Consider the following 19,655-nt stretch of genomic DNA (forward strand, 5'->3'; position numbering starts at 1 on the left):
GGAAATGCTAGGGAAGCAGGCACCGGTGGGGTATCACCGGAATCCGTAGTTCAGGGGGTAGGCGGCGCCGGAATGAGGCCGGATGTAAGGCTATCGGATGACACCCAGCCTGCGCGCGATCGCCACCGCCTGCGTCCGGCTCTTCGCGTCCAGCTTCATGTTGATGTTGCGCAGGTGCGTGCGCACCGTGCTGTCGGAAACGAAGAGCTTCTCGGCCATCGCGCTGTTCGAGTAGCCCTCGGCCAGCAGCTGGAGCACGCGGATCTCCTTGCGCGTGAGCGGCTCCTTCATCGCCTCGCCGCCGGGGGGAGCCTCCGACTCGGCCGGCGCCGGCATCGGCCCCACGGCCTGCAGCAGCCGCTGCAGGTGGTCCGCCAGGATCGGGTCGCCGGCGCCGCCTTCCTGCATCGCGGCGGCGCTGCGGTGCACCAGCGTGCCCACGGCCGGGCCCTCGTCGAGGATCAGCCGCATGAAGCCCTCCTGGCTCGCGGACTGCAGCACGCCGGCGAACTCCTCGGTGGCGGCGGCCGGGTCGCCGGCGCGCTGCAGGGCCAGCGCACGCAGCACCCTGAGCTTGAGCGCGCGCCGGTTGCGGGCCGCGGCGAGCGCGGCGTGCAGTTCGGCGTCGAGCACGGACAGCGCCGCGCTCGCGTCGCCGAAGGCGATCTCCCAGCGCGCCTTGGCCAGCGCCAGGTAGTCGAGGTCGTGGGCCGGCAGGCGCTGGCGGCGCTCGCGGTCCCACAGGGCGGGGTCGTCGGCGCGCAGCAGCTCGTCGTGCGAGGCGGGGCCGTTGCCCTGCAGCAGCAGCATGCGCGAGCGCTCCAGCTTGGCGCCGGCCACCACGCGCGGCAGCTGGCGCTGGTGGCCCAGGTACTCGAGCTCGGTGAGCGCCTGGAAGGCCGCGTCGATGTCGCCCGCGTGGAAGGCCAGCCGCGAGCGCATCGCGTGGCTCAGGATCATGTGGTCGGGCAGGCCCACGTCGCGCGCCAGCGGCAGGTACACGTTCAGCAGGCGCTCGGCCTGCACGAGCTGGTTGGTCTCGTACACGGCGCCCGCGTAGAGCACGCCGGCCCATGCGTTGCCGTGGCTGTGGTTGTACGACACCGCATGCGTGGAATCGACCGCCATGCGCAGCCGCGCGGTGGCCTGCCGCAGCCGGCCTTCGTGCAGGTCGAACAGGCCCGCCAGCGACTCGGTGTACATGCGGTTGAAGGCGCTGTTGCCCTGCTCGCGTCGGGCCGCGTCGAGCAGCCGCTGCGCCTCGTGCTGGTCGCCGCGCACCGCGAGGATGTGCGCCATGGCGTTGAGCAGCACGCTGTCGGCGAAGGCCAGGCCGGTGGGCAGGCGCGCCAGGCTCTGGCGGCCGGCCTCGTAGGCCTCGTCGTGGCGGTCCTGCATGGCCAGCAGCAGCGGCACCAGGGTGTGGGCGCTCGCGCGCACCTCGGCGATGGGGCTGTCGAGGCAGCCCGATTCGTCGAGCTGCCGCATCGCGTCCCACGGGCCGTGGGTGAAGCAGGTGGCCCACAGCGAGATCGGCTGCAGGAACGGATGCCCGCGCAGCTGGTGCTCGGGAATGGCCGAGAACCAGCGCGCCAGCATGCGCATGCGGCCCTCTTCGAGGAACTGCGCGGCGTGATGGTCGAGCAGGTTCAGCGCATGCGGATGGTCGCCGCCCTCGATCGCATGGTCGATGGCCGGCACCGGGCGGCCGTGCGATTCGTACCAGCCCGAGGCCGCGAGGTGCAGCCGCGCGGGCTCGCCGGGCATCTCGCGCGCGAGCTGCGCGCGCAGGAAGTCGGCGAAGAGGCTGTGGTAGCGCCACGCATCGCCATCGCCGCTCACCGGCGTGAGGAACAGGTTCGACGCGGCCAGCTGCTCGAGGATGGCCGCGCAGTCCACGCGCGGGCACAGCGCCTGGCACACCGATGCGTCGAGCTGCCTCAGGATGCTGGTGCGCAGCAGGAAGTCGCGGATCTCCTTCGGCTGGTGCGCGAGCACGTCCTCGGCGAGGTACTCGGCCACCGCGCGGTCGGAGCCCGAGAAGCGCTCGACAAAAGCAGTGGCGGTGGCGCCCGCCGAGCCCGCGCCGTGGCGCTCCAGCGCCATCGATGCGAGCCAGATCGCCGCCACCCAGCCCTCGGTCTTGCGGTGCAGCAGCGAGAGCATCTCGGCCGGCAGCGACTGGCGCAGGCCGAAGAAGGCGCCGGTCTCCTCCAGGCTGAAGCGCAGCCGGTCGGTGTCAATCTCGGTGAGCTGCCCGCGCGCGCGCAGCCGGCCCAGGCCCAGGTCGGGCAGGCTGCGCGAGCCGATCACGATCTGCCCGCGGCGCGGCAGGTGTTCGACGATCTCGCGCACCAGCCCCAGCACGGCCGGCTCCTGCACCCGCTCGAAGTCGTCGAGGAAGAGCGTGAAGGGCGACTCGTGCGCCGCCAGCGCGGCCACCGCATCGAAGGGGTTGTTGCCGCCGTTGCCGCGCGGGTCTTCCACGCCCAGGCGCTGCACGGCCTCGGCCAGGCAGTCGAGGAAGCGCGAGACGTCGTTGTCGGCGCGGTCCAGCGTGAGCCATGCGGTGGCGATGCCCCGGGCCTCCATGCGCTCGCGGATCTGCGCCATGGCGGTGGTCTTGCCGAAGCCGGCCGGCGCGCGCACGAGCACCAGCTTCACGGCCGCCGAGGCGACCTCTTCCCCGATCGCGGTGCGCGGCACCTGCGTGGCGACGAAGGCCGGGGGATTGAGCTTTGTTTCGAGGATCCGGGGGGTGGACGGCTGCATGCGGCGCTGAAATCCCGTCGTTTCCGACGATGTGTGCGGCCGATTCTGCTTCCTAAACTGGACGGGGACAAACCGTTCAAGACACCTCAAGGACACCAGCAGATGCAACTCGATTCCAGCATTGCCGCCGTGGTCACCGGCGGCGCCTCGGGCCTGGGCGCCGCCACCGCGCGCCGGCTCGCGGGCCACGGCGTGAAAGTCGCGCTCTTCGACCTCAACGCCGAGCAGGGCGAGGCGCTGGCCAAGGAACTCGGCGGCATCTTCTGCAAGGTCGACGTCACGTCGGAGGAACAGGTTGACGCCGCCTTCGCCAAGGCCCGCGCGGCGCACGGCCAGGAGCGCGTGCTCGTCAACTGCGCCGGCACCGGCAACGCGGTGAAGACCGCGAGCCGCGACAAGGCCACCGGCGAGATCAAGCACTTTCCGCTCGCGAATTTCGACCGCATCATCCAGATCAACCTGGTGGGCACCTTCCGCTGCATCGCCAAGTCGGCCGCCGGCATGCTCACGCTCGACATGCTGGAAGACGGCGAGCGCGGCGCCATCGTCAACACCGCCTCGGTGGCCGCGCAGGACGGGCAGATGGGCCAGGCGGCCTACACGGCCTCGAAGGCCGGCATCGTCGGCATGACGCTGCCCATCGCGCGCGACCTCATGAGCGAGGGCATCCGCGTCAACACCATCCTGCCGGGCATCTTCGACACGCCGCTGCTGCAGGGCGCGCCCGACAACGTGAAGGCCGCGCTGGCGGCCTCGGTGCCGTTCCCGAAGCGGCTGGGCAACCCGGCGGAATACGCGACGCTGGCCGAACTGATGATCACCAACGGCTACTTCAACGGCGAAAGCGTGCGGCTCGACGGGGCCATCCGCATGGCGCCGCGCTGACACGCCACCCCGACCCGCACAGATAGACAGAAACACAGGAGAACTCCCATGCCCGAAGCCTTCATCGTCGCCGCCGCCCGCACCGCCGGTGGCCGCCGCAACGGCCGCCTCGCCGGCTGGCACCCGGCCGATCTCGCAGCACAGGTGCTGAACGCGCTGGTGGACCGCACCGGCGCCGACCCGGCGCTGGTCGAAGACGTCATCATGGGCTGCGTCGACCAGGCCGGCGAGCAGTCTTCCAACATCGCGCGCAACGCGGTGCTGGCCTCGAAGCTGCCCGAATCGGTGCCGGCCACCTCGGTCGACCGGCAGTGCGGCTCGTCGCAACAGGCGCTGCACTTCGCGGCGCAGGCCGTGATGTCGGGCACCATGGACATCGTCATCGCTGCCGGGGCGGAGAGCATGACGCGCGTGCCCATGGGCATGCCCGTCACGCTGCCGCTGAAGAACGGGCTGGGCTTCTACGTGAGCCCGCTCATGGCCAAGCGCTACCCCGACGTGCAGTTCAGCCAGTTCACCGGCGCCGAGATGATCGCGAGGAACTACGGCATCGAGAAGGACGAGCTCGACCGCTATGCACTGGAAAGCCACCGGCGCGCCATCGCCGCCACCAGGGCCGGCCATTTCGAGCAGGAGATCGTGCCCGTGTCGGTGCGCATGGCCGACGGCACCGAGCCCGGCGAGCAGCACACCGTGGACGAAGGCATCCGCTTCGACGCCACGCTGGAGAGCATCGCCGCCGTGAAGCTCATCGCCGAGGGCGGGCGCTGCACCGCGGCCACCGCCAGCCAGATCTGCGACGGCGCCAGCGGCCTGATGGTGGTGAACGAGCGCGGCCTGAAGACGCTGGGCGTGGAGCCGCTCGCGCGCATCCATCACATGAGCGTGATGGGGCACGACCCGGTGATCATGCTGGAGGCCCCGCTGCCGGCCACGCAGCGCGCGCTGAAGAAGGCGGGCATGAAGATCTCCGACATCGACCTGTACGAGGTCAACGAAGCCTTCGCGCCGGTGCCGCTGGCCTGGCTGCAGACGCTGGACGCCGACCCGGCGCGGCTCAACGTGAACGGCGGCGCGATCGCGCTGGGCCATCCGCTGGGCGCGTCGGGCACCAAGCTCATGACCACGCTCGTGCACGCGCTCGGCCAGCGCGGCAAGCGCTACGGCCTGCAGACCATGTGCGAGGGCGGCGGCATGGCCAACGTGACCATCGTCGAGCGGCTCTGACGCGTCGGCAGGCCAGGCGCGGGAGGCCGCCTGCGGGGCGGGGAATGCCGATGCCAACATAATCGGGGTCCATGGGCGCCTCGCCATCCATCCTCGATCCCCGTTCCATCATCCTGCTTGCGGGAGTGATGGGTGTCATGATGGCCCTCGTGGTCTTCTTCATGCAGCGCAGCTATCCGCGCAGCATCCAGGGGCTGGGCGACTGGGCGAAGGCCCCGCTGGTCGCGTTCGTGAGCACCATGCTCTTCGCGGCGCGCGGGTACTTTCCCGACTTCCTCACGATCGTGGTCGCCAACTTCGTGCTGTACCAGGCCTGCATCCTGTACTACGCCGGCAGCCAGAAATTCCTGTTCGGCCGCAGCGACACCCGCAGCTGGACGGTGCTGAACTGCGTCCTGACGGCGGCGCTGTTCTGGTTCGGCATCGTGAAGCCCGACTTCGAGATGCGCCTGCTGTTCGTCACCCTGGCGGTGGCGGCGCTGTTCTTCCGGCACGCGCAGCTCTACATGCGGCATGCGGGCGAAGTGTTCGGCAAGCGGCTGATGACCGGGCTGCTGCTGGCGCAGGCGCTGGTGGCGGCGCTTCGCTTCGTGTCGGTGGTGGCCGGGATGGCGGGCAACGGGCTCATGGAGGGCTCGTGGATCCAGTCGATCTACATCAGCATGTACTCGTTCACCGTGCTGCTGCTGTCCATCGCCGTCATCCTGATGGCCACAGACCGCGTGCACACCGAGTTCGAATACCTCGCCACGCGCGACCCACTGACAGGCGCGCTCAACCGCCGCGCCGTGCTCGAGGCCAGCGAGCGCGCCTTCTCCTCAGGCGAGCGTGGCGGCGCGCTGCTGATGGTGGACCTGGACCACTTCAAGGATATCAACGACCGCTTCGGCCACCAGATGGGCGACGCCGTGCTGCGCGAGGCGGTGCGCCGCATGCAGCGCGCCATCGGCGACAAGGGCGTTCTCGGCCGCTACGGCGGCGAGGAGTTCGTCGTGCTGCTGCCCGAGGCCGGCCAGTCCGAGGCGATGGCGATCGCGGCGCGCCTGAGGCACGCCATCGGCGAGCCCTTCCCGGCGGACTCGAGCATGGCCGTCGTCGGCTCTATGGCCGTGAGCATCGGCGTGGCGGCCGGCGCGAGCAGCGCAGGCGGCTCCAGCATCGACGACATGCTGGCGCTGGCGGATGCGGCGCTCTACCGCGCGAAGGCGATGGGGCGGGATCGGGTGATTGCTGCGGCGTGAGCGATTCGGCTGGCGGGATGTGCGCGGGGAGCTTCATCCACCGGCGTCGGCATCGACGCGCTCGGCGTTGCATCTTGCACAGTAGCGGGCCGCAGGCGTACGAAGCGGCGTGTCGCATACGTGGCACGGTGGGCCGTAGAGGCTCAGGCGGTGATGCAGGATCGCATTCGGATTGGTTTCCCTGAAGCCCGTGATGCGTTCGTACGCCGCCACCGTCAGGTAGCCGAGGCCGCGCTCCCGGGCTTCGGCGAGGCTGCAGCCGGTTTCCTCGCGGTATCGATTCATCTGCGCGATGTAGCTCATGGGATGCGCAACCTGCCACTCTTCCTCCGTGAGCATCGGCATGTCGGTCTGGCAGCGCCAGCAGTAGAGGGGGCGTGGCATGGGGTGGGTTCAGGCGGAGATCATGGCGCTCATTGCCCCAGGTAGGTTTCGACCGCCGGCCCCCACAGGTCCTGTCGCACGATCAGCATGTGGCCGTTCACGCCGGGAGCCAGCGTGTAGACCTCGAAGCTGCCCTGACCCCCCGCGGCCGTGAACGCTTCGAAATTCATCCGGCTGTGGGCGATCGCGTAGAAACTGTCCTTCTCGCCGTACAGCCAGAGCGTGGGGCGGGTAAACGCCGCGCCACGCCTGAAGCTCACGGGATTGATCGCGTCGGCCGATCTGTTGGGGCACTGGTCGCTCATCCATCCGCCGACGAAGTTGATCGCACCACGGAACACGCCCGGCCGGGTGCCGGCATAGGCGATGGCGAGAATCCCGCCGCGCGAATGGCCGGCGATCTCCATGCGCCGGGTGTCCACGTCCGGATTCGCCTGCAGCCAAGCGACGGCTGAGTCGATGTCCGCAAGTGCGTGCTCGAAGCCGACCAATGACAGGCCCGGATCGCAGCTGTAGTGCTCGCGCTTCGGTGTGAAGCCCTCGTCGTAGAGCCCGTCCGACTGGCCGCGCCCGCGGCGCTGCGGAAATGCGACCAGCCAACCGCGCTGGGTGAACCATCCGGCGAGGCGCTCGGGTGCCCAGGTTTCCTTGAAGAGCGCCGGGTTGTTGCCGATGCCGGTGGAGCCGTGGTTGAACACCACGGTCGGAAAGGGGCCGGAGCCTCCGGGCTTGTAGATCACCATCTCCAGCGTGACCGGTGCACCGCCCTCGACGAACGGCGTGGGCACGCGGACCGTGCTGCGTTCCTGCGCCCAGCAGGAAGCGGCTGCGAAAACGAGCGAGGCGGCAAGAGCGAAGAGCTTTTTCATTGCGCGGGCATCCCTGACGATCTGCCGCATTCTGCCCGCGACCCCGAGCCGCTAACCCGCAGCGTGCGTTCCCCGCTTCGGACTCCACCTTGCCGCGCCGCTCGCCAGCACGATTCCCGGCACCACCAGCGACAGTGCCGCCAACGCCGCCCCAGTGACGGGCTCGTTCATCCAGGCCGCGGCGCCCAGCGTCGTCAACACCGGTACCAGCGCCGCCGACAGCGACGCACGCGGCGCGCCCAGCCGCACGACGGCGACCATGTAGACCACCAGCCCGAGCAGGCCGGCGACCACGCCCTGCGTCGTGGCCTGCAGCGCGACGTCGGGCCACGGGGCTGCCAGCAGCTTCGGCACGCCGGCGAAGGGCAGCACGAGCATCGACAAGAGCAGCGTCGACCAGCCGTTCACGAATGCCGCGCCCTGCCAAGGCGTGAGTCCGCAGTGCGCGAACGCGAGCGAGTGCGCGGCCCACAGCATGGCCGCGGCGAGGAAGAGCAGGTCGCCGCGCCAGCCGGTCGAGCTGGTGCCGCCGCGAAAGCTGTCTGCCGCGAACAGCGCCATGCCGATCGCGATGCAGGCCAGTCCGGCGAGCCTGATGCCTTCGATCCTCTGCCGCTTGTGCAGCCATGCGCCGATGGCCGTGAACAGCGGCAGGCTGCCCGCCATGAAGATGCCCATGTGGCTCGCGGGTGCCCATTGCGCACCCGCGAGCACCAGAAGGCCGAATGGCAGTCCACCGCCGACGACGAGCACCGCGAGCACGGGCAGCGATGCCTTCGGGGCGATACGCTTGCGGCCGAACCACAGCGGCATGAGCAGCAGTGCAGGAATGCCGTAGCGAAGCAGCGCGAGGTCGATCGGCCCGAGCGTGGTGGTCACGCCGTGCCGCGACACGAGCTGCCATGCGCTACCGATGAAGGAGGCGGCCAGCGCGGCAAGCAGGCCAGTGAGGAGGTTGCGATCCAGCATGGCGGCGAGTCTCGCGACCGCACCCGCTGGCGGCTATCAAATTCGTGCGCCGGCCGTCAGGCCAGAGCGCGCCGGGCTTCGCCCAGCGTCACGCCCACGTCGCGCCTGAATACCGCGCCCAGGTGGCTCTGGCTGCAGTAGCCGAGGTCGTGTGCGATGCCGGCGAGGTCGGTGTCGCCATCGGTCAGGCGCTCCAGGGCAGAGGCGATGCGCAGGTGCTGGCGGTATTGGTGAAGGCTCAGGCCCGTCTGAAGGCGGAAGCTGCGTGCAAGGTGGAAGGGGGAGCGCGAGACTGCGTCGGCAAGTTCGCGCAATGAAAGCCGTGCCTCGCGATCGGCGGTTTCCGCAAGCAGCTGCTTGGCGCTCGCGACCGCGCTGGTCAGCGGCATCTGCTGGTGCGATGCCTCGAGTTCGGCGACCAGCGATGCGATGGCCGTTGCTCCGCCGTCGCCCCTGCGCAGTTGGCGTTGCGCCAGGTGAACCCGGTACAGCGACTTCGGCGAGAGCCGGCAGAACGCAGGCGTTGAGTCGGGACGCGCCGGCCGGTGCCGGCTGACCACGACGCTTTGCCTAACTGCGCGCACCACTGGGCGCAGCTGATAGATCATGGCATCGACTAGGTGCATGGCGGTCAGTGCGTCGACCTGCCAGGTGCTGTCGCCCCAACGCACGTCGAGCACCGTACGACCTGCGGGGAAGATGATGCGGCGCGATTCGATCGTGTAGGGGCCGCTCCAGCCAAGCTCGTCCTTCGCATGCGAGCGCAGGTGCTCCACCGTGAAATCTTGTCCGGCATAGAGGAGCGTGCGGTCGTGAGGCATGGCTCAGCCATTTTGCGCGCCGGATGGCCGCTGGCGGTTACTTGTCTTTGCTGCTGCCGTCTTCGCCCCAGCGCCAGCGCGCGGGCTCACCTTTGAGCCAGCAGACCGCGACCAGCGCCACGGTCGGAATCGCGATGCCGAGCAAGAAGCGCAGCGGTTCGTGTTCGGGATGAAGGGCATACACCGCGGTCAGCACCAGCGCGGCGTAGATGGCGAGGACGACCCAGCCCTGCCAGCGGTGAGGGAGGCCCCAGCCCCAGCCGTAGCGCTTGGCGGGGAACCAGTAGGACTCTTCTTGTTCGCGCATCGGGTCTCTCCTTGCCGGGCGAGGCGGTTCTTCGGTCTCTTCTCGTGCCCGTGCGATCTCTCGCGAGCACGGCCGGGCGGATTCTGTCCGCCTCGCCTGAAGAGATCCTGAGCACCCTTCGCTCGAAGAACGGCGCGCTCAGATCCCCATGAACTCCGCCACCTCCGACAGCGCCGCGCGCTCGGTCACCAGCCCATCGAGCGGCCGGCTGCGGTCGGCGTAGCCGATGGCCATACCGGTGAAGAGCATGCGCTCGGGCGGCAGGCCGATGAAGCTGCCGATGGTCTGCGGGTAGATCGCCCAGCATTCCTGCGGGCAGCTGTCCAGGCCCTCGGCGCGCAGCAGCAGCATCACGTTCTGCAGCAGCATGCCCAGGTCGGACCATTGCGGCGGGCCCATGCGGCGGTCGACGCTGCAGAAGAGCGCGAGCGGCGCGCCGAAGAACTGGTAGTTGCGCGCGAACCATTCGCGGCGCGCGGCCTTGTCCTCGCGCGGAATGCCCAGGCGCGCGTACATCGCCTCGCCGACGGCGAAGCGGCGGTCGCGGTAGGGCGCGAGCAGTTCGCGCGGGTAGATGTCGTACTCGCTGCCTTCGCCGGCGGGCGCTTCCTTCACGCGCGTGCGCATGATGGCCTTGAGCTCGGCGAGCTTCTCGCCGCCGACCACGTGCAGGTGCCAGGGCTGCAGGTTGCCGCCCGAAGGTGCGCGCAGCGCCTGTTCGATCACACGGCGGATGACGTCGCCGGAGACGGGCGTGTCGAGAAACTCGCGCACCGAGCGGCGGGTGGCGATGGCGTCCTGAACGTTCATTCCAAAGTCCTCTTGAGGGGATGCTAGGGGCAACCCTCGGATGCGCTCAATCGTCCGTTCCGACGATGCCGCGCAGCGTGGCGCCTGCCTAGCATCCGCCCAGCGTACAGGAGACAAGACATGTTCGGATTGATGCAAGACCGCCCGCTGCTGATCTCGTCGCTCATCGACTATGCGGCCACCTTCCATCCGCACGCGGAGATCGTGGGCCGTACCGTCGAGGGGCCGGTGCATCGCACCGACTATGCGCAGATACAGCGCAGCGCCAAGCAGGTGGCCAATGCCTTGAAGACGCTGGGCATCGAGCCCGGCGACCGCGTCGGCACGCTCGCGTGGAACACATGGCGGCACCTCGCGCTGTACTTCGGCGTGTCGGGCTCGGGCGCGGTGCTGCACACGGTGAACCCGCGGCTCTTTCCGGAGCAGATCGACTACATCGTCAACCACGCGGAAGACAAGGTGCTGTTCTTCGACACCACCTTCGCGCCGCTGGTGGAGAAGCTCGCGCCTGCGCTGAAGTCGGTGCGCGCCTTCATCGCGATGACCGACCGCGCGCACATGCCGCCCGTCGACGTGCCCAACCTGCTCTGCTTCGACGAGCTCGTCGGTTCGCAGAGCGAGAAGTACGAGTGGCCCGAGTTCGATGAGCGCACCGCGTCGTCGCTCTGCTACACCTCGGGCACCACGGGCAACCCGAAGGGCGTGCTGTATTCGCATCGCTCGACCGTGCTGCACTCGCTGATGGAGTGCGCGCCCGACACCTTCGGCGTCAACTCGCAGATGACGCTGCTGCTCGCGGTGCCGATGTTCCACGCCAACGCATGGGGCATGCCGTACGCGGCGGCGATGACCGGCATGAAGCTGGTCATGCCCGGTCCGCACATGGACGGCCAGAGCCTCTACGAGCTGATGCGCGACGAGAAGGTCGGCTTCTCGCAGGCCGTGCCGACCATCTGGCTGATGCTGTTCCAGTACTTCGACGCGCACCCCGATATCGACACGCGCGCCATCGGCCTCAAGCGCATCGGCGTGGGAGGCGCGGCCACGCCGCGCAGCATGATCGAGCGCTTCGAGCGCGACTTCGGCGCCGACTTCGTGCAGGGCTGGGGCATGACCGAGACCAGCCCCATCGGCGTGATCGGCAACCTGCTGCCCAAGCACCTGTCGATGCCGAAGGAAGAACAGTTGCGCGTGAAGATGCGCCAGGGCCGCGGCGTGTGGGGCGTGGAGCTGAAGATCGTCGGTGACGACGGCCAGCGCCTGCCGCACGACGGCAAGGCCTTCGGCCACCTGCACGTGCGCGGTCCGTGGATCGCGAGCGGTTACTTCAAGGGCGAGGGCGGATCGGTGCTCGATGCCGAGGGTTTCTTTCCGACGGGCGACGTGGCCAACATCGACGAGGACGGCTACGTGCAGCTCGTCGATCGCGCGAAGGACGTCATCAAGTCGGGCGGCGAGTGGATCTCGTCCATCGACCTCGAGAACTCCGCGAGCCTGCACCCCGCGGTGGCCGAAGCGGCGGTGATCGGCATCGCGCATCCGAAGTGGCAGGAGCGTCCGCTGCTCATCGTGGTCAAGCGTGCGGGGATGGAAGCCACGCGCGAGGAACTGCTCACATTCCTAGCGGAGCGCGTCGCGAAATGGTGGCTACCGGAAGACGTGGTCTTCGTCGACAGCCTGCCGCATACAGCCACCGGAAAACTGCTGAAGACGAAGCTGCGCGAACAGTTCAAAGGTTACGTGGCGACGACATCTGTTTGACAGTTCGGTGACTTGTTCGATTTTTCTGTGGACAACTCTGTGAGTTGTGGGTGGAGGCGGGACAGCGGAGCGAGAACTGGCGTGGCTTCCCGCCACGTTGCCTGTTGAATAGGCAGCGGTGCCGGGCCGGTGCAAGTTCGTGCGAGCCGCTCGGATGCGGGGGGCTTCGGCGTCGATTGACGGGGGTAGGGCTGGCGGCTACATTCCAGACCGCCTGGCGATGAGCGAGGCCGGGTTTAGCAGCCTGAAGTAACCGCGGCGAAGAGCCGCATACCGCAATGGTCTCGCGGCTTTTCTATTCCAGCTTCCCGTTTCAGGCGGCTCGGATGGGAGGGCTCGCGCCCTGCCGGTTTCGCCTAGCGGTTCCCGGTCTGCTAACCCGTTCGAGCCGCCGCCTTCGTTTAGCAGCGGATGCGGCGGTTGCAGCAAAGCCGAACCGACAGGGAGGGCCGACATGGCCGATTCATCAAGTACCGCGCAAAGCACAGGCGCGGAGTTCAAGCCGTTCGCATGGAACCCCGTTGACGGGCTCGACCACGAGGAGCGACGGCGGGCCTCGTTCCTCAACGATGCGCGCGACGTGATCGACGGCGCGCACACGCTGATGCAACTGCTCGCGTGGGACGAAGAACGGCGCGACGCAGCGCAGCCCCTGCTCGACGAAACCCATCGCTCGTCGATACAGCGCCTGCTGATCGCATCGCTGGGCATGCTGCACGCGGGCATCGAAGGCCAGTGCGAAGCGCTCGAAACGGCGCGGATGTAGGCGAAAGAATCGCCGCCGGCCAAGCCGCGAAGCCGGTCTGTCGAAATTCCGAAAGCCGCGAAATCACCTGGTGGCGCCGCGCGCGAGCTGCGCGCGTCCGAAGGGCGTGATGCGCTTGATGACCGCCAGCTCCTGCGGCTCGCCGCCGGCATCCTTCCATGCCAGGGCAGGGCTGATGACGGCATCGACAAAGCCGGCCTGCTTCAGCGCCTCGACGCAGCCGATCTCCTGGCGGTCTTCCACGCGAAGGGGGAAGGCCGAACGTTCTATGGCGCGCAGGTAGTCGAGCGGTTCGAGCTTCGACTTCGATGCCTTCTTCGGCGATGCGCCGCTGCCCTCGCGGCCGCGCAGCCTCTCGATCTCGGCATGCCCCTCGTCGGTGATGCAGACCACCAGCGCGGCCTGCGCGAGCCTGTAGCTGCCCTGCGCGGTGTCGTAGGCCGGATCGATGGCGGCCTCGATGAGGCCGGTCGCCTTCAGGACCGAAACCCGACGCACGTCCCGCGCGTCGGTCACGTGCATGGGCAGGCGAGCATTCTCCAGATGGAGGAGGTAACTGAGCGGCACGGAACAACCCCTGTGTACACCTCCCTCGGCCGTCGATGCCGCCCGGAGTCACCCAGCCGGAGCAGGATCGGCGCGAACGCCCTCCTGCTCCCCGGACAACCTCACGAGCCCCCGCGCGATCCGTTCCACGAAAGGGCCGGCCGGGGAGGGGATGAATTGTGAATATTTGTCAACATTCTTCTGTGTCCCAGGGGTAGGCGCCATCACCGAAACAGGGTAGTCCCTCCGGCCAGTCTCCGTGGTGCAGGGGTGGCCGGTTCGGGCCGCTCAGTGCTTGTGGCTGCCGTGCCCGGCAGGCTGCGCCGACGCATTCAGCGCCCGCACCAGCGCCTTCACCTCGACCGATTGGCGCTGGCCGTCCTTGCCTTCGAACACCAGCGTGAGCGGCACGGTGTCGCCTTCCTTCACCTGCTGCTTGAGGTCGAGCAGCATCACGTGATAGCCGCCGGGCTTGAGCTCGACGGTCTTGCCGGCGGGCAGATCGAGCGCGGGGATCTGGCGCATGCGCATCACGTTGTCCTGCATGGCCATCTCGTGCACCTCCACCACGGGGGTGACGGGCGAGCTGGCCGAGACCAGCTTCGTGTCTTTCGCGGCGCTGATCTGCATGAACGCGCCGGTGGCCTTCTGCTGCGGCACGGTGGCGCGCACCCATGCGTCCTTCACGGTGACCTGCGCGTTCGCGGCATGCGCGGTGAGCAGCGCGGCGCTTGTGATGGCGAGGATGTGCGCAATGCGGTTCTTCATGGTCATGGTCTTTATCTCCTTGGATTCGAATGATGGAAGTCAGGCCCGCAGGATCCTGCGCAGGTCGTCGGCGCATTCCTGCGCGCTCTGCTCGTGGCGCAGCACGATGCGGATCTTGCCCTTGGGGTCGAACACATAGCTGAAGGCCGAATGGTCCATGGTGTACGAGGAGCCGGTGGGCACCTTCCGGTAGAACACCTTGAAGTCCTTCGCCGTCTGGCTGGTGCGCTGCATGTCGCCGTACAGGCCGATGAAGCTCGGGTCGAAGGCCTGGGTGTAGGCCTTGAGCACGACGGGCGAATCGCGCTCGGGGTCGACGGTGACGAAGATCACCTGCAGGCGTTCGCCGTCGGCGCCCAGCAGCTTCCTGATCTCTGCCGCGCGCACGAGGGCGGTGGGGCAGACGTCGGGGCACTGGGTGAAGCCGAAGAACATCATCACGGCCTTGCCCTTGAAGTCGGCCAGCGTGCGCTCGCGGCCGTCGGCGTCGGTCAGGCGGAAGTCCTGCGCGTAGTTGGCGCCGGTGATGTCGACGCCGTTGAAGCGCTCGGGCAGCAGCCTGTCGCAGCCCGCAAGGCTCGCGACGGCTGCGAGGCCGCCCGCGCAGAGCAGCAGGCGCCGCCGCGTCGGAGGGTGGGATTCGTTTCTGGTCATTGGATGGACTCGCTCCGGCGCCTGCAGGAGGCGCCGATGGATTCGTTGCAGGAACGCGCGCGGCGTATGAGAGACGGGCCTCGTCGGGAGGCCGGCATCACGCGCGCGAAGACTGGGGAAGAAGCCTCAGACGAGCGAGGGAGGCCCGCGGGCCGGCAGCGGCGCGGTGGCGGCAGCTGCAATGTGCGCCGACGGAACCTGCCGCACCACACGGGCCAGCGGCGCGAACGCCGGCAATTCGACGGTGGGCGTGGTCGCGGGCGGGGCACCGCTGAGCACGCACAGCGGGCAGTCCATGTGGCCCGCGCCCATCTCCTGCACGCCGTCGTCGCCATGGATGATGGCCTTGACCGACCCGGCGTTGGAGCAGACCAGCTCCACCGTCTGCGGATGCACGAGCGGTGAGGCCACGGCCACGCCCAGCGAGAGCGCGAACCACAGCAGCGCCAGGCGGACCAGGCCCACACCCGGCCGCGGCAATGCCATGCCGGGGCGGCTGGGCAGGGAGCGGAAAGGCGTCGCAGGCATCTCCGGGGATTATCGGCCAGTGCCGCGCCGCAAAGAAAAAAGCCTTGCAAGTCGTTGACCTGCAAGGCTTTTTCGGTTGTTTTGGTGGCTCTTCACGGACTCGAACCGCGGACCTGTGGATTATGATTCCATCGCTCTAACCGACTGAGCTAAAGAGCCTTTCAGTGAGTTGCTCACCGAGCCTGCGATTATAGCCCAGACTTTTGCGGCCGCTCAACCACCCGAAGGCAACCGGCCCAATTCTTCCGCTAGATCCTTCGCGCAAGGCTTTCGGCCCGCCGCCTGTGGTGCAGGTGGCCGACGATGCTGCTCATCGTGTTTTTCCCGCCCCGAACCCCGATGCGCCTCTTGGCCCGTACAAGCTCGGGTGAAAATCCTCCGATGTCCGCGCTCCCCCGCGCCCCTTCAGCCAAGAACGCCCCTGAGCGAGACGCCATGCCCGACGATCAGTTGATGCTGGCCTACGCGCAGGGCGACGCCGCCGCGTTCGACGTGCTCTATGCGCGCCACGAGGGCGGGCTGTTCCGCTTCGTCAAGCGCCTGCTCGGCGCGCGGCTCGCGGCGCAGGCCGACGAGGTGTTCCAGGACACCTGGGTGCGGATCATCTCCGCGCGCGAGAGCTTCTCGCCGCAGGGCGCGGCATGGCGCACCTGGGCCTTCACCATCGCGCACAACCTGGCGATGGACCGCCTGCGCGTGAGCGGGCGCGAAGTGGCGCTCGAATCGCACGCGGACGACGACGACAGCCCCGTGCCCACGCTCGAGCACGGCGTGCGCGGCGCAGCGGGTGACGCGGCCTCGCATCCTTCGGCCGAGGAGCTCGCGTTCTGGCGCGCCGCGGGCCGCCGACTGCTCGCCTGCCTGGACGAACTCCCGGCCGAGCAGCGCGCCGCGTTCCTGCTGCACCATGAAGACGGCCTCACCGTCGAGGCGCTGGCCACGAGCCTGGAGATCGGCTTCGAGACCGTGCGCAGCAGGCTGCGCTACGGACTGCAGAAACTTCGCGGCTGCATGGAGCGCTACCTGTCGGTGCTGGAGAAGCGGGCATGAGCGGCGGCAACGACAACTCCAACTTCGACGACCTGCACGACCCGGCGCTGCGCCGCGCGCTCGACCACGCGCCGGACAGCGAGGCCACGCCGCATCCGCGCACGCGCGAGGCGATCCTGAAGATGGCGCACAACCTGGCCGCTGCTCCCGTCGATGCAGGCGCGGCAGCCAACAACGCCAGTGCCGCGCCCTGGTGGCGCCGCCTCTTCGGCGGCGGCGAACCGCATGCGCGCATGCCGTGGAACGCCGCCTTCGCCACCGTGCTGGTTGCGGCTTTCGTGACGGTGCTCTGGCACAAGGAGCCCGTGCCGGACGCCCAGCTCGATGGCGAGGCGCGCGTGGGCGGAGCGACTGCGCCGGCACAAGCACCTGCAGCGCTGCCAGCACCGGCAGCACCGGCAGCACCGAAGCCGGCCCAGCCTCCAGCAGAGGCTGCCGCGGCGCAGGCAGAGACACAGGCAGCGCCCGCCGCAGCGGCAGCGGCACCGGCTCCCGCAAGAGCGCCCGCAGCACGTACGCCCGAATCGGAACAGCGCGCCAGGATTGCGCGCGAGTCGGCAGACTCGTCCGCCAAAAGGGCGCCGAAAGAGGCCGCCAATACGGCGAACGCGGATGCCGCACGCAAAGCCGAGCCGGCGCCTCCACTGCTGCAAGCGACGCCTGCTGCGCCTAGCGCTCCGGTTGTTCCGCCTGCTCCGGCACCTGTCGCGCCACCCGCTCCGTTCGCATCGATCGCACCGGCTCCGCCGCCTCCGGCCGTGGCCGAGCGGGCTGAACCGGCACCGCTGCCCGCGCCGCTCGCGCGCGATGAGCGTCGGGAGGCGCAGGTGGAAGGCGAACAGCGGCGCCGTGCCTACGCGGCGGGTGCGCCTGCGGCAGCCGCCCCGGCATTGCCGCCGGCGGCCGTAGCTCCTGCGCCCGCACCTGGCGCGGCGCAGGCGTATCGCGAACCGCTCCAGGATTCCGCGCCCGCGCCCGCGCTCGCCCGTCAGGACCACGCCGACGCAACTGCCTCCGGCGCGGTGCGCCCATCCGCACCGGCACCGTCGGCAGCCAAGGCCATTGCGCCCCGAAGCGCTGCGCCTTTCTCGGCGCTGGATCGATGGACTGCACTGGGCTTTACGCGCAACGGCGAGAGCGTGCGCCGCGAGCGCGGCGACGTCGAAGGCTTGGCGGCGCTGGTCGGCACCGTCGCGCGTTCGGCCACGGCGCCCGACGAGCCGCTGGCCGCACCGGTGGAGGCGCGGCTCGAGCTCTATCGGGGCAAGGCGCTGGTCGCGGTGCTGGAGATCGCCGGCGACCAGGTGCGCTGGACTTCGCAGCCCGGCGGCGCCGCGCTGGTCGGCACGCCGCCGGCCCAGGCGCTCGACGCGCTGCGTTCGCTGCTGTCGACGCGCTGACCGGATCGGCCGGCGTCAGGCGTTCTTGAAGTCGGGCTGGCGCTTGGTCAGGAAGGCGTCCATGCCTTCCTTCTGGTCCTGCGTGGCGAACAGCGCGTGGAACAGGCGGCGCTCGAACATCACGCCGTCGCTCAGGCCGCTCTCGAAGGCGCGGTTGACCGACTCCTTGGCCGCGATCACCGAGATCTGCGAGAAGCCGCAGATCACCAGCGCCGCGCCCAGCGCCTCGTCGGCGAGTTTCTCGAAGGGCACCACGCGGCTGACGAGGCCGGCGCGCTCGGCTTCGGCCGCGTCCATCATGCGTGCCGTGAGCACCATGTCCATGGCCTTGCTCTTGCCCACCGCGCGCGGCAGGCGCTGCGTGCCGCCGGCGCCGGGGATCACGCCGATCTTGATCTCGGGCTGGCCGAACTTGGCGTTGTCGGCCGCGATGATGAAGTCGCACATCATCGCCAACTCGCAGCCGCCGCCCAGCGCGAAGCCGGCCACCGCGCCGATCACGGGCTTGCGGATCGAGCGGATGGTTTCCCAGTTGCGCGTGATGTAGTCGCCCTTGTAGGTGTCGATGAAGCTGTACTTGGCCATCGCCGCGATGTCGGCGCCGGCCGCGAAGGCGCGCTCGCTGCCCGTGAGGATGATGCAGCCGATGGCGTCGTCGGCATCGAAGGCCTTCAGGGCCTGGCCCAGCTCGGTCATGAGCGCGTCGTTCAGCGCGTTCAGGGCCTTGGGGCGGTTGAGGGTGATGATGCCGACCTTGCCTGCTTCGGTCCGCACTTCGATGTTTTCGTAGCTCATGGTGTCTCCGGGGGAACGGGAAAGAGGAGGGAAAAACGCGCTTCACTATACCCAGCATGGCCGGCGGGGGCGCGGGGCATTGCCGGTTCCCATAGAGTGGCCGCCATGAACTCCAACTACGCCTTCCTGTTCGTCGCCATCGTGGCCGAGGTGGTCGCCACCAGTTTCCTCAAGGGCTCCGAGGGCTTCACGCGGCTGTGGCCCGCGCTGGCTGCGGTGGCGGGCTACGCGGTAGCGTTCTACTTCCTCTCGCTGACGCTGCGCACCGTGCCCACGGGCATCGCCTACGCGATCTGGTCCGGCGTGGGCATCGTGCTGATCTCGCTGGTGAGCTGGCTGTGGTTCGGCCAGAAGCTCGACGCGCCTGCGATCGCCGGGCTCGGGCTGATCATCGCGGGCGTGGTGGTGGTGAATGTGTTCTCGAAGTCGGTTGCCCATTGAGAGGCAAGGGTCGAGTACTCCAATTGAGAATTGCTCTCATCTAGAATGCCCGCCATGGAGTTCCCGATGCAAGAACATGCCGTGTTGCTGCGGGCCTATGCCCGGGTGCAGGAGCGCTGCTCGCGCCTGCTGGTCGAGCAGGCCGCCCTCATCGAGAGGCTCGAAGCGCAGATCGTGCGGCTGCGCGGTGCCCTGGTGGCGCGGGATTCGGCGGTCGCCATCGTGCGCGAGGAACTGGCGGCGCGCGCCCTGGCCGGCAGCGCGCTGCCGAAGCGGCTGCACGCGCTGCTGGCGCCTGGCGGCAGGCGGCACCTGAAGCCCTCCGGCACGCCTGCGCCGGCCGACCTGCGCGAGAAGGCGGTCCTGTGCGTGGGCCAAGAGCAGGAGGCGCCGTCGTCGCTCGCGCGCCAGCTGGTGGAGATCGCCGGCGGCCGCTACCTGCATCACGACGGCGCCGACGATGCCGACGACGCCGCGCTCGAAGCCAGCCTGCGCGCGGCCGATCTCGTGATCTGCCAGACCGGCTGCGTGAGCCACGGCGCCTACTGGCGCGTGCAGGACCACTGCCGGCGCACCGGCAAGCCCTGCGTGCTGCTGGGGGAGCCCCAGCCGATGATGTTCGTGCGCCACCCGAAGGCGGCGGAAAGCGCCTAGCTGCCGG

General features: G+C 69.0%; 21 protein-coding genes and 1 tRNA gene. 9 read left to right on the forward strand and 13 right to left on the reverse strand.

Annotation, left to right across the window (positions count from 1 at the left end; translation table 11 throughout):
* Positions 1 to 90: 90 nt before the first annotated feature.
* Positions 91 to 2,772 carry a winged helix-turn-helix domain-containing protein gene (locus FHY06_RS27920; protein WP_184607026.1) on the reverse strand — a complete coding sequence of 894 codons (2,682 nt, stop codon included), beginning with the start codon at positions 2,770 to 2,772 and terminating at the stop codon, positions 91 to 93.
* A 102-nt stretch (positions 2,773 to 2,874) separates the two neighbouring features.
* Here FHY06_RS27920 and FHY06_RS27925 point away from each other — a divergent pair, with 102 nt between their 5' ends.
* From FHY06_RS27925 to FHY06_RS27935, 3 genes are all read left to right on the forward strand, one after another.
* The gene (locus tag FHY06_RS27925) at positions 2,875 to 3,657 is read left to right on the forward strand and encodes an SDR family NAD(P)-dependent oxidoreductase (protein ID WP_019656316.1); all 783 of its coding nucleotides are present in this window, start codon (positions 2,875 to 2,877) and stop codon (positions 3,655 to 3,657) included.
* 48 nt (positions 3,658 to 3,705) lie between these two features.
* Positions 3,706 to 4,884 (forward strand): acetyl-CoA C-acetyltransferase, encoded by a 1,179-nt coding sequence (locus tag FHY06_RS27930; RefSeq protein ID WP_184607028.1) that lies wholly within the window; start codon positions 3,706 to 3,708, stop codon positions 4,882 to 4,884.
* Positions 4,885 to 4,955: 71 nt separating this feature from the next.
* Positions 4,956 to 6,125 carry a GGDEF domain-containing protein gene (locus FHY06_RS27935; RefSeq protein ID WP_126184750.1) on the forward strand — a complete coding sequence of 390 codons (1,170 nt, stop codon included), beginning with the start codon at positions 4,956 to 4,958 and terminating at the stop codon, positions 6,123 to 6,125.
* Positions 6,126 to 6,158: 33 nt separating this feature from the next.
* Here the strand turns inward: FHY06_RS27935 and FHY06_RS27940 are convergent, their stop codons facing one another.
* From FHY06_RS27940 to FHY06_RS27965, 6 genes are all read right to left on the reverse strand, one after another.
* Positions 6,159 to 6,509, reverse strand: coding sequence for a hypothetical protein (locus FHY06_RS27940; RefSeq protein WP_184607029.1), 351 nt, complete (start codon positions 6,507 to 6,509; stop codon positions 6,159 to 6,161).
* A gap of 29 nt (positions 6,510 to 6,538) precedes the next feature.
* Entirely contained in the window at positions 6,539 to 7,378 is an 840-nt protein-coding gene (locus FHY06_RS27945) for a dienelactone hydrolase family protein (RefSeq protein ID WP_184607030.1), read from the reverse strand.
* A 51-nt stretch (positions 7,379 to 7,429) separates the two neighbouring features.
* Positions 7,430 to 8,347, reverse strand: coding sequence for a DMT family transporter (locus tag FHY06_RS27950; protein ID WP_184607031.1), 918 nt, complete (start codon positions 8,345 to 8,347; stop codon positions 7,430 to 7,432).
* Positions 8,348 to 8,403: 56 nt separating this feature from the next.
* A complete protein-coding gene (locus FHY06_RS27955) occupies positions 8,404 to 9,168 on the reverse strand; it encodes a helix-turn-helix domain-containing protein (RefSeq protein ID WP_184607032.1) in 765 nt (254 codons plus the stop codon).
* Positions 9,169 to 9,205: 37 nt separating this feature from the next.
* Positions 9,206 to 9,475, reverse strand: a complete 270-nt coding sequence (locus FHY06_RS27960; protein ID WP_184607034.1) for a hypothetical protein — start codon at positions 9,473 to 9,475, stop codon at positions 9,206 to 9,208.
* A gap of 138 nt (positions 9,476 to 9,613) precedes the next feature.
* A complete protein-coding gene (locus FHY06_RS27965) occupies positions 9,614 to 10,285 on the reverse strand; it encodes a nitroreductase (RefSeq protein WP_184607035.1) in 672 nt (223 codons plus the stop codon).
* Between the two features lie 120 nt (positions 10,286 to 10,405).
* On the opposite strand from FHY06_RS27965, the gene FHY06_RS27970 reads away from it, so the two are divergent.
* Together FHY06_RS27970 and FHY06_RS27975 are read left to right on the forward strand one after the other, a co-directional pair.
* Positions 10,406 to 12,046: a long-chain-fatty-acid--CoA ligase gene (locus tag FHY06_RS27970; protein WP_184607037.1), complete on the forward strand. Its 1,641-nt coding sequence runs from the start codon at positions 10,406 to 10,408 to the stop codon at positions 12,044 to 12,046.
* A 454-nt stretch (positions 12,047 to 12,500) separates the two neighbouring features.
* Positions 12,501 to 12,812, forward strand: a complete 312-nt coding sequence (locus FHY06_RS27975) for a hypothetical protein (protein WP_184607038.1) — start codon at positions 12,501 to 12,503, stop codon at positions 12,810 to 12,812.
* Positions 12,813 to 12,875: 63 nt separating this feature from the next.
* On the opposite strand, the gene FHY06_RS27980 is transcribed toward FHY06_RS27975, so the two are convergent.
* The 5 genes from FHY06_RS27980 to FHY06_RS28000 form a co-directional block, all read right to left on the reverse strand.
* Complete coding sequence (locus FHY06_RS27980) at positions 12,876 to 13,334, reverse strand: hypothetical protein (protein ID WP_019656305.1); 459 nt, start codon at positions 13,332 to 13,334, stop codon at positions 12,876 to 12,878.
* Between the two features lie 312 nt (positions 13,335 to 13,646).
* Positions 13,647 to 14,126 (reverse strand): copper chaperone PCu(A)C, encoded by a 480-nt coding sequence (locus FHY06_RS27985; protein WP_409327473.1) that lies wholly within the window; start codon positions 14,124 to 14,126, stop codon positions 13,647 to 13,649.
* A 39-nt stretch (positions 14,127 to 14,165) separates the two neighbouring features.
* Complete coding sequence (locus tag FHY06_RS27990) at positions 14,166 to 14,780, reverse strand: SCO family protein (protein ID WP_126184745.1); 615 nt, start codon at positions 14,778 to 14,780, stop codon at positions 14,166 to 14,168.
* 126 nt (positions 14,781 to 14,906) lie between these two features.
* Complete coding sequence (locus FHY06_RS27995; protein ID WP_184607134.1) at positions 14,907 to 15,266, reverse strand: DUF2946 family protein; 360 nt, start codon at positions 15,264 to 15,266, stop codon at positions 14,907 to 14,909.
* A gap of 124 nt (positions 15,267 to 15,390) precedes the next feature.
* Positions 15,391 to 15,467: transfer RNA gene (locus FHY06_RS28000), tRNA-Met, on the reverse strand.
* A gap of 222 nt (positions 15,468 to 15,689) precedes the next feature.
* Here FHY06_RS28000 and FHY06_RS28005 point away from each other — a divergent pair.
* The gene (locus FHY06_RS28005) at positions 15,690 to 16,358 is read left to right on the forward strand and encodes a sigma-70 family RNA polymerase sigma factor (RefSeq protein ID WP_132753498.1); all 669 of its coding nucleotides are present in this window, start codon (positions 15,690 to 15,692) and stop codon (positions 16,356 to 16,358) included.
* Positions 16,355 to 17,758 (forward strand): hypothetical protein, encoded by a 1,404-nt coding sequence (locus tag FHY06_RS34770; protein ID WP_221404412.1) that lies wholly within the window; start codon positions 16,355 to 16,357, stop codon positions 17,756 to 17,758. Before FHY06_RS28005 ends, FHY06_RS34770 begins: the two co-directional genes overlap by 4 nt.
* A 15-nt stretch (positions 17,759 to 17,773) precedes the next feature.
* Here FHY06_RS34770 and FHY06_RS28015 read toward each other — a convergent pair whose 3' ends face one another.
* Positions 17,774 to 18,553, reverse strand: a complete 780-nt coding sequence (locus FHY06_RS28015) for an enoyl-CoA hydratase (RefSeq protein WP_019656299.1) — start codon at positions 18,551 to 18,553, stop codon at positions 17,774 to 17,776.
* Positions 18,554 to 18,658: 105 nt separating this feature from the next.
* On the opposite strand from FHY06_RS28015, the gene FHY06_RS28020 reads away from it, so the two are divergent.
* Together FHY06_RS28020 and FHY06_RS28025 are read left to right on the forward strand one after the other, a co-directional pair.
* Complete coding sequence (locus tag FHY06_RS28020) at positions 18,659 to 18,994, forward strand: SMR family transporter (RefSeq protein ID WP_019656298.1); 336 nt, start codon at positions 18,659 to 18,661, stop codon at positions 18,992 to 18,994.
* A gap of 66 nt (positions 18,995 to 19,060) precedes the next feature.
* Positions 19,061 to 19,648 (forward strand): DUF2325 domain-containing protein, encoded by a 588-nt coding sequence (locus FHY06_RS28025; protein WP_260310731.1) that lies wholly within the window; start codon positions 19,061 to 19,063, stop codon positions 19,646 to 19,648.
* The last annotated feature ends 7 nt before the right edge of the window (positions 19,649 to 19,655 follow it).

It is taken from the genome of Variovorax atrisoli (genome assembly GCF_014195185.1).
In the GTDB taxonomy this organism is placed as follows: domain Bacteria; phylum Pseudomonadota; class Gammaproteobacteria; order Burkholderiales; family Burkholderiaceae_C; genus Variovorax; species Variovorax atrisoli.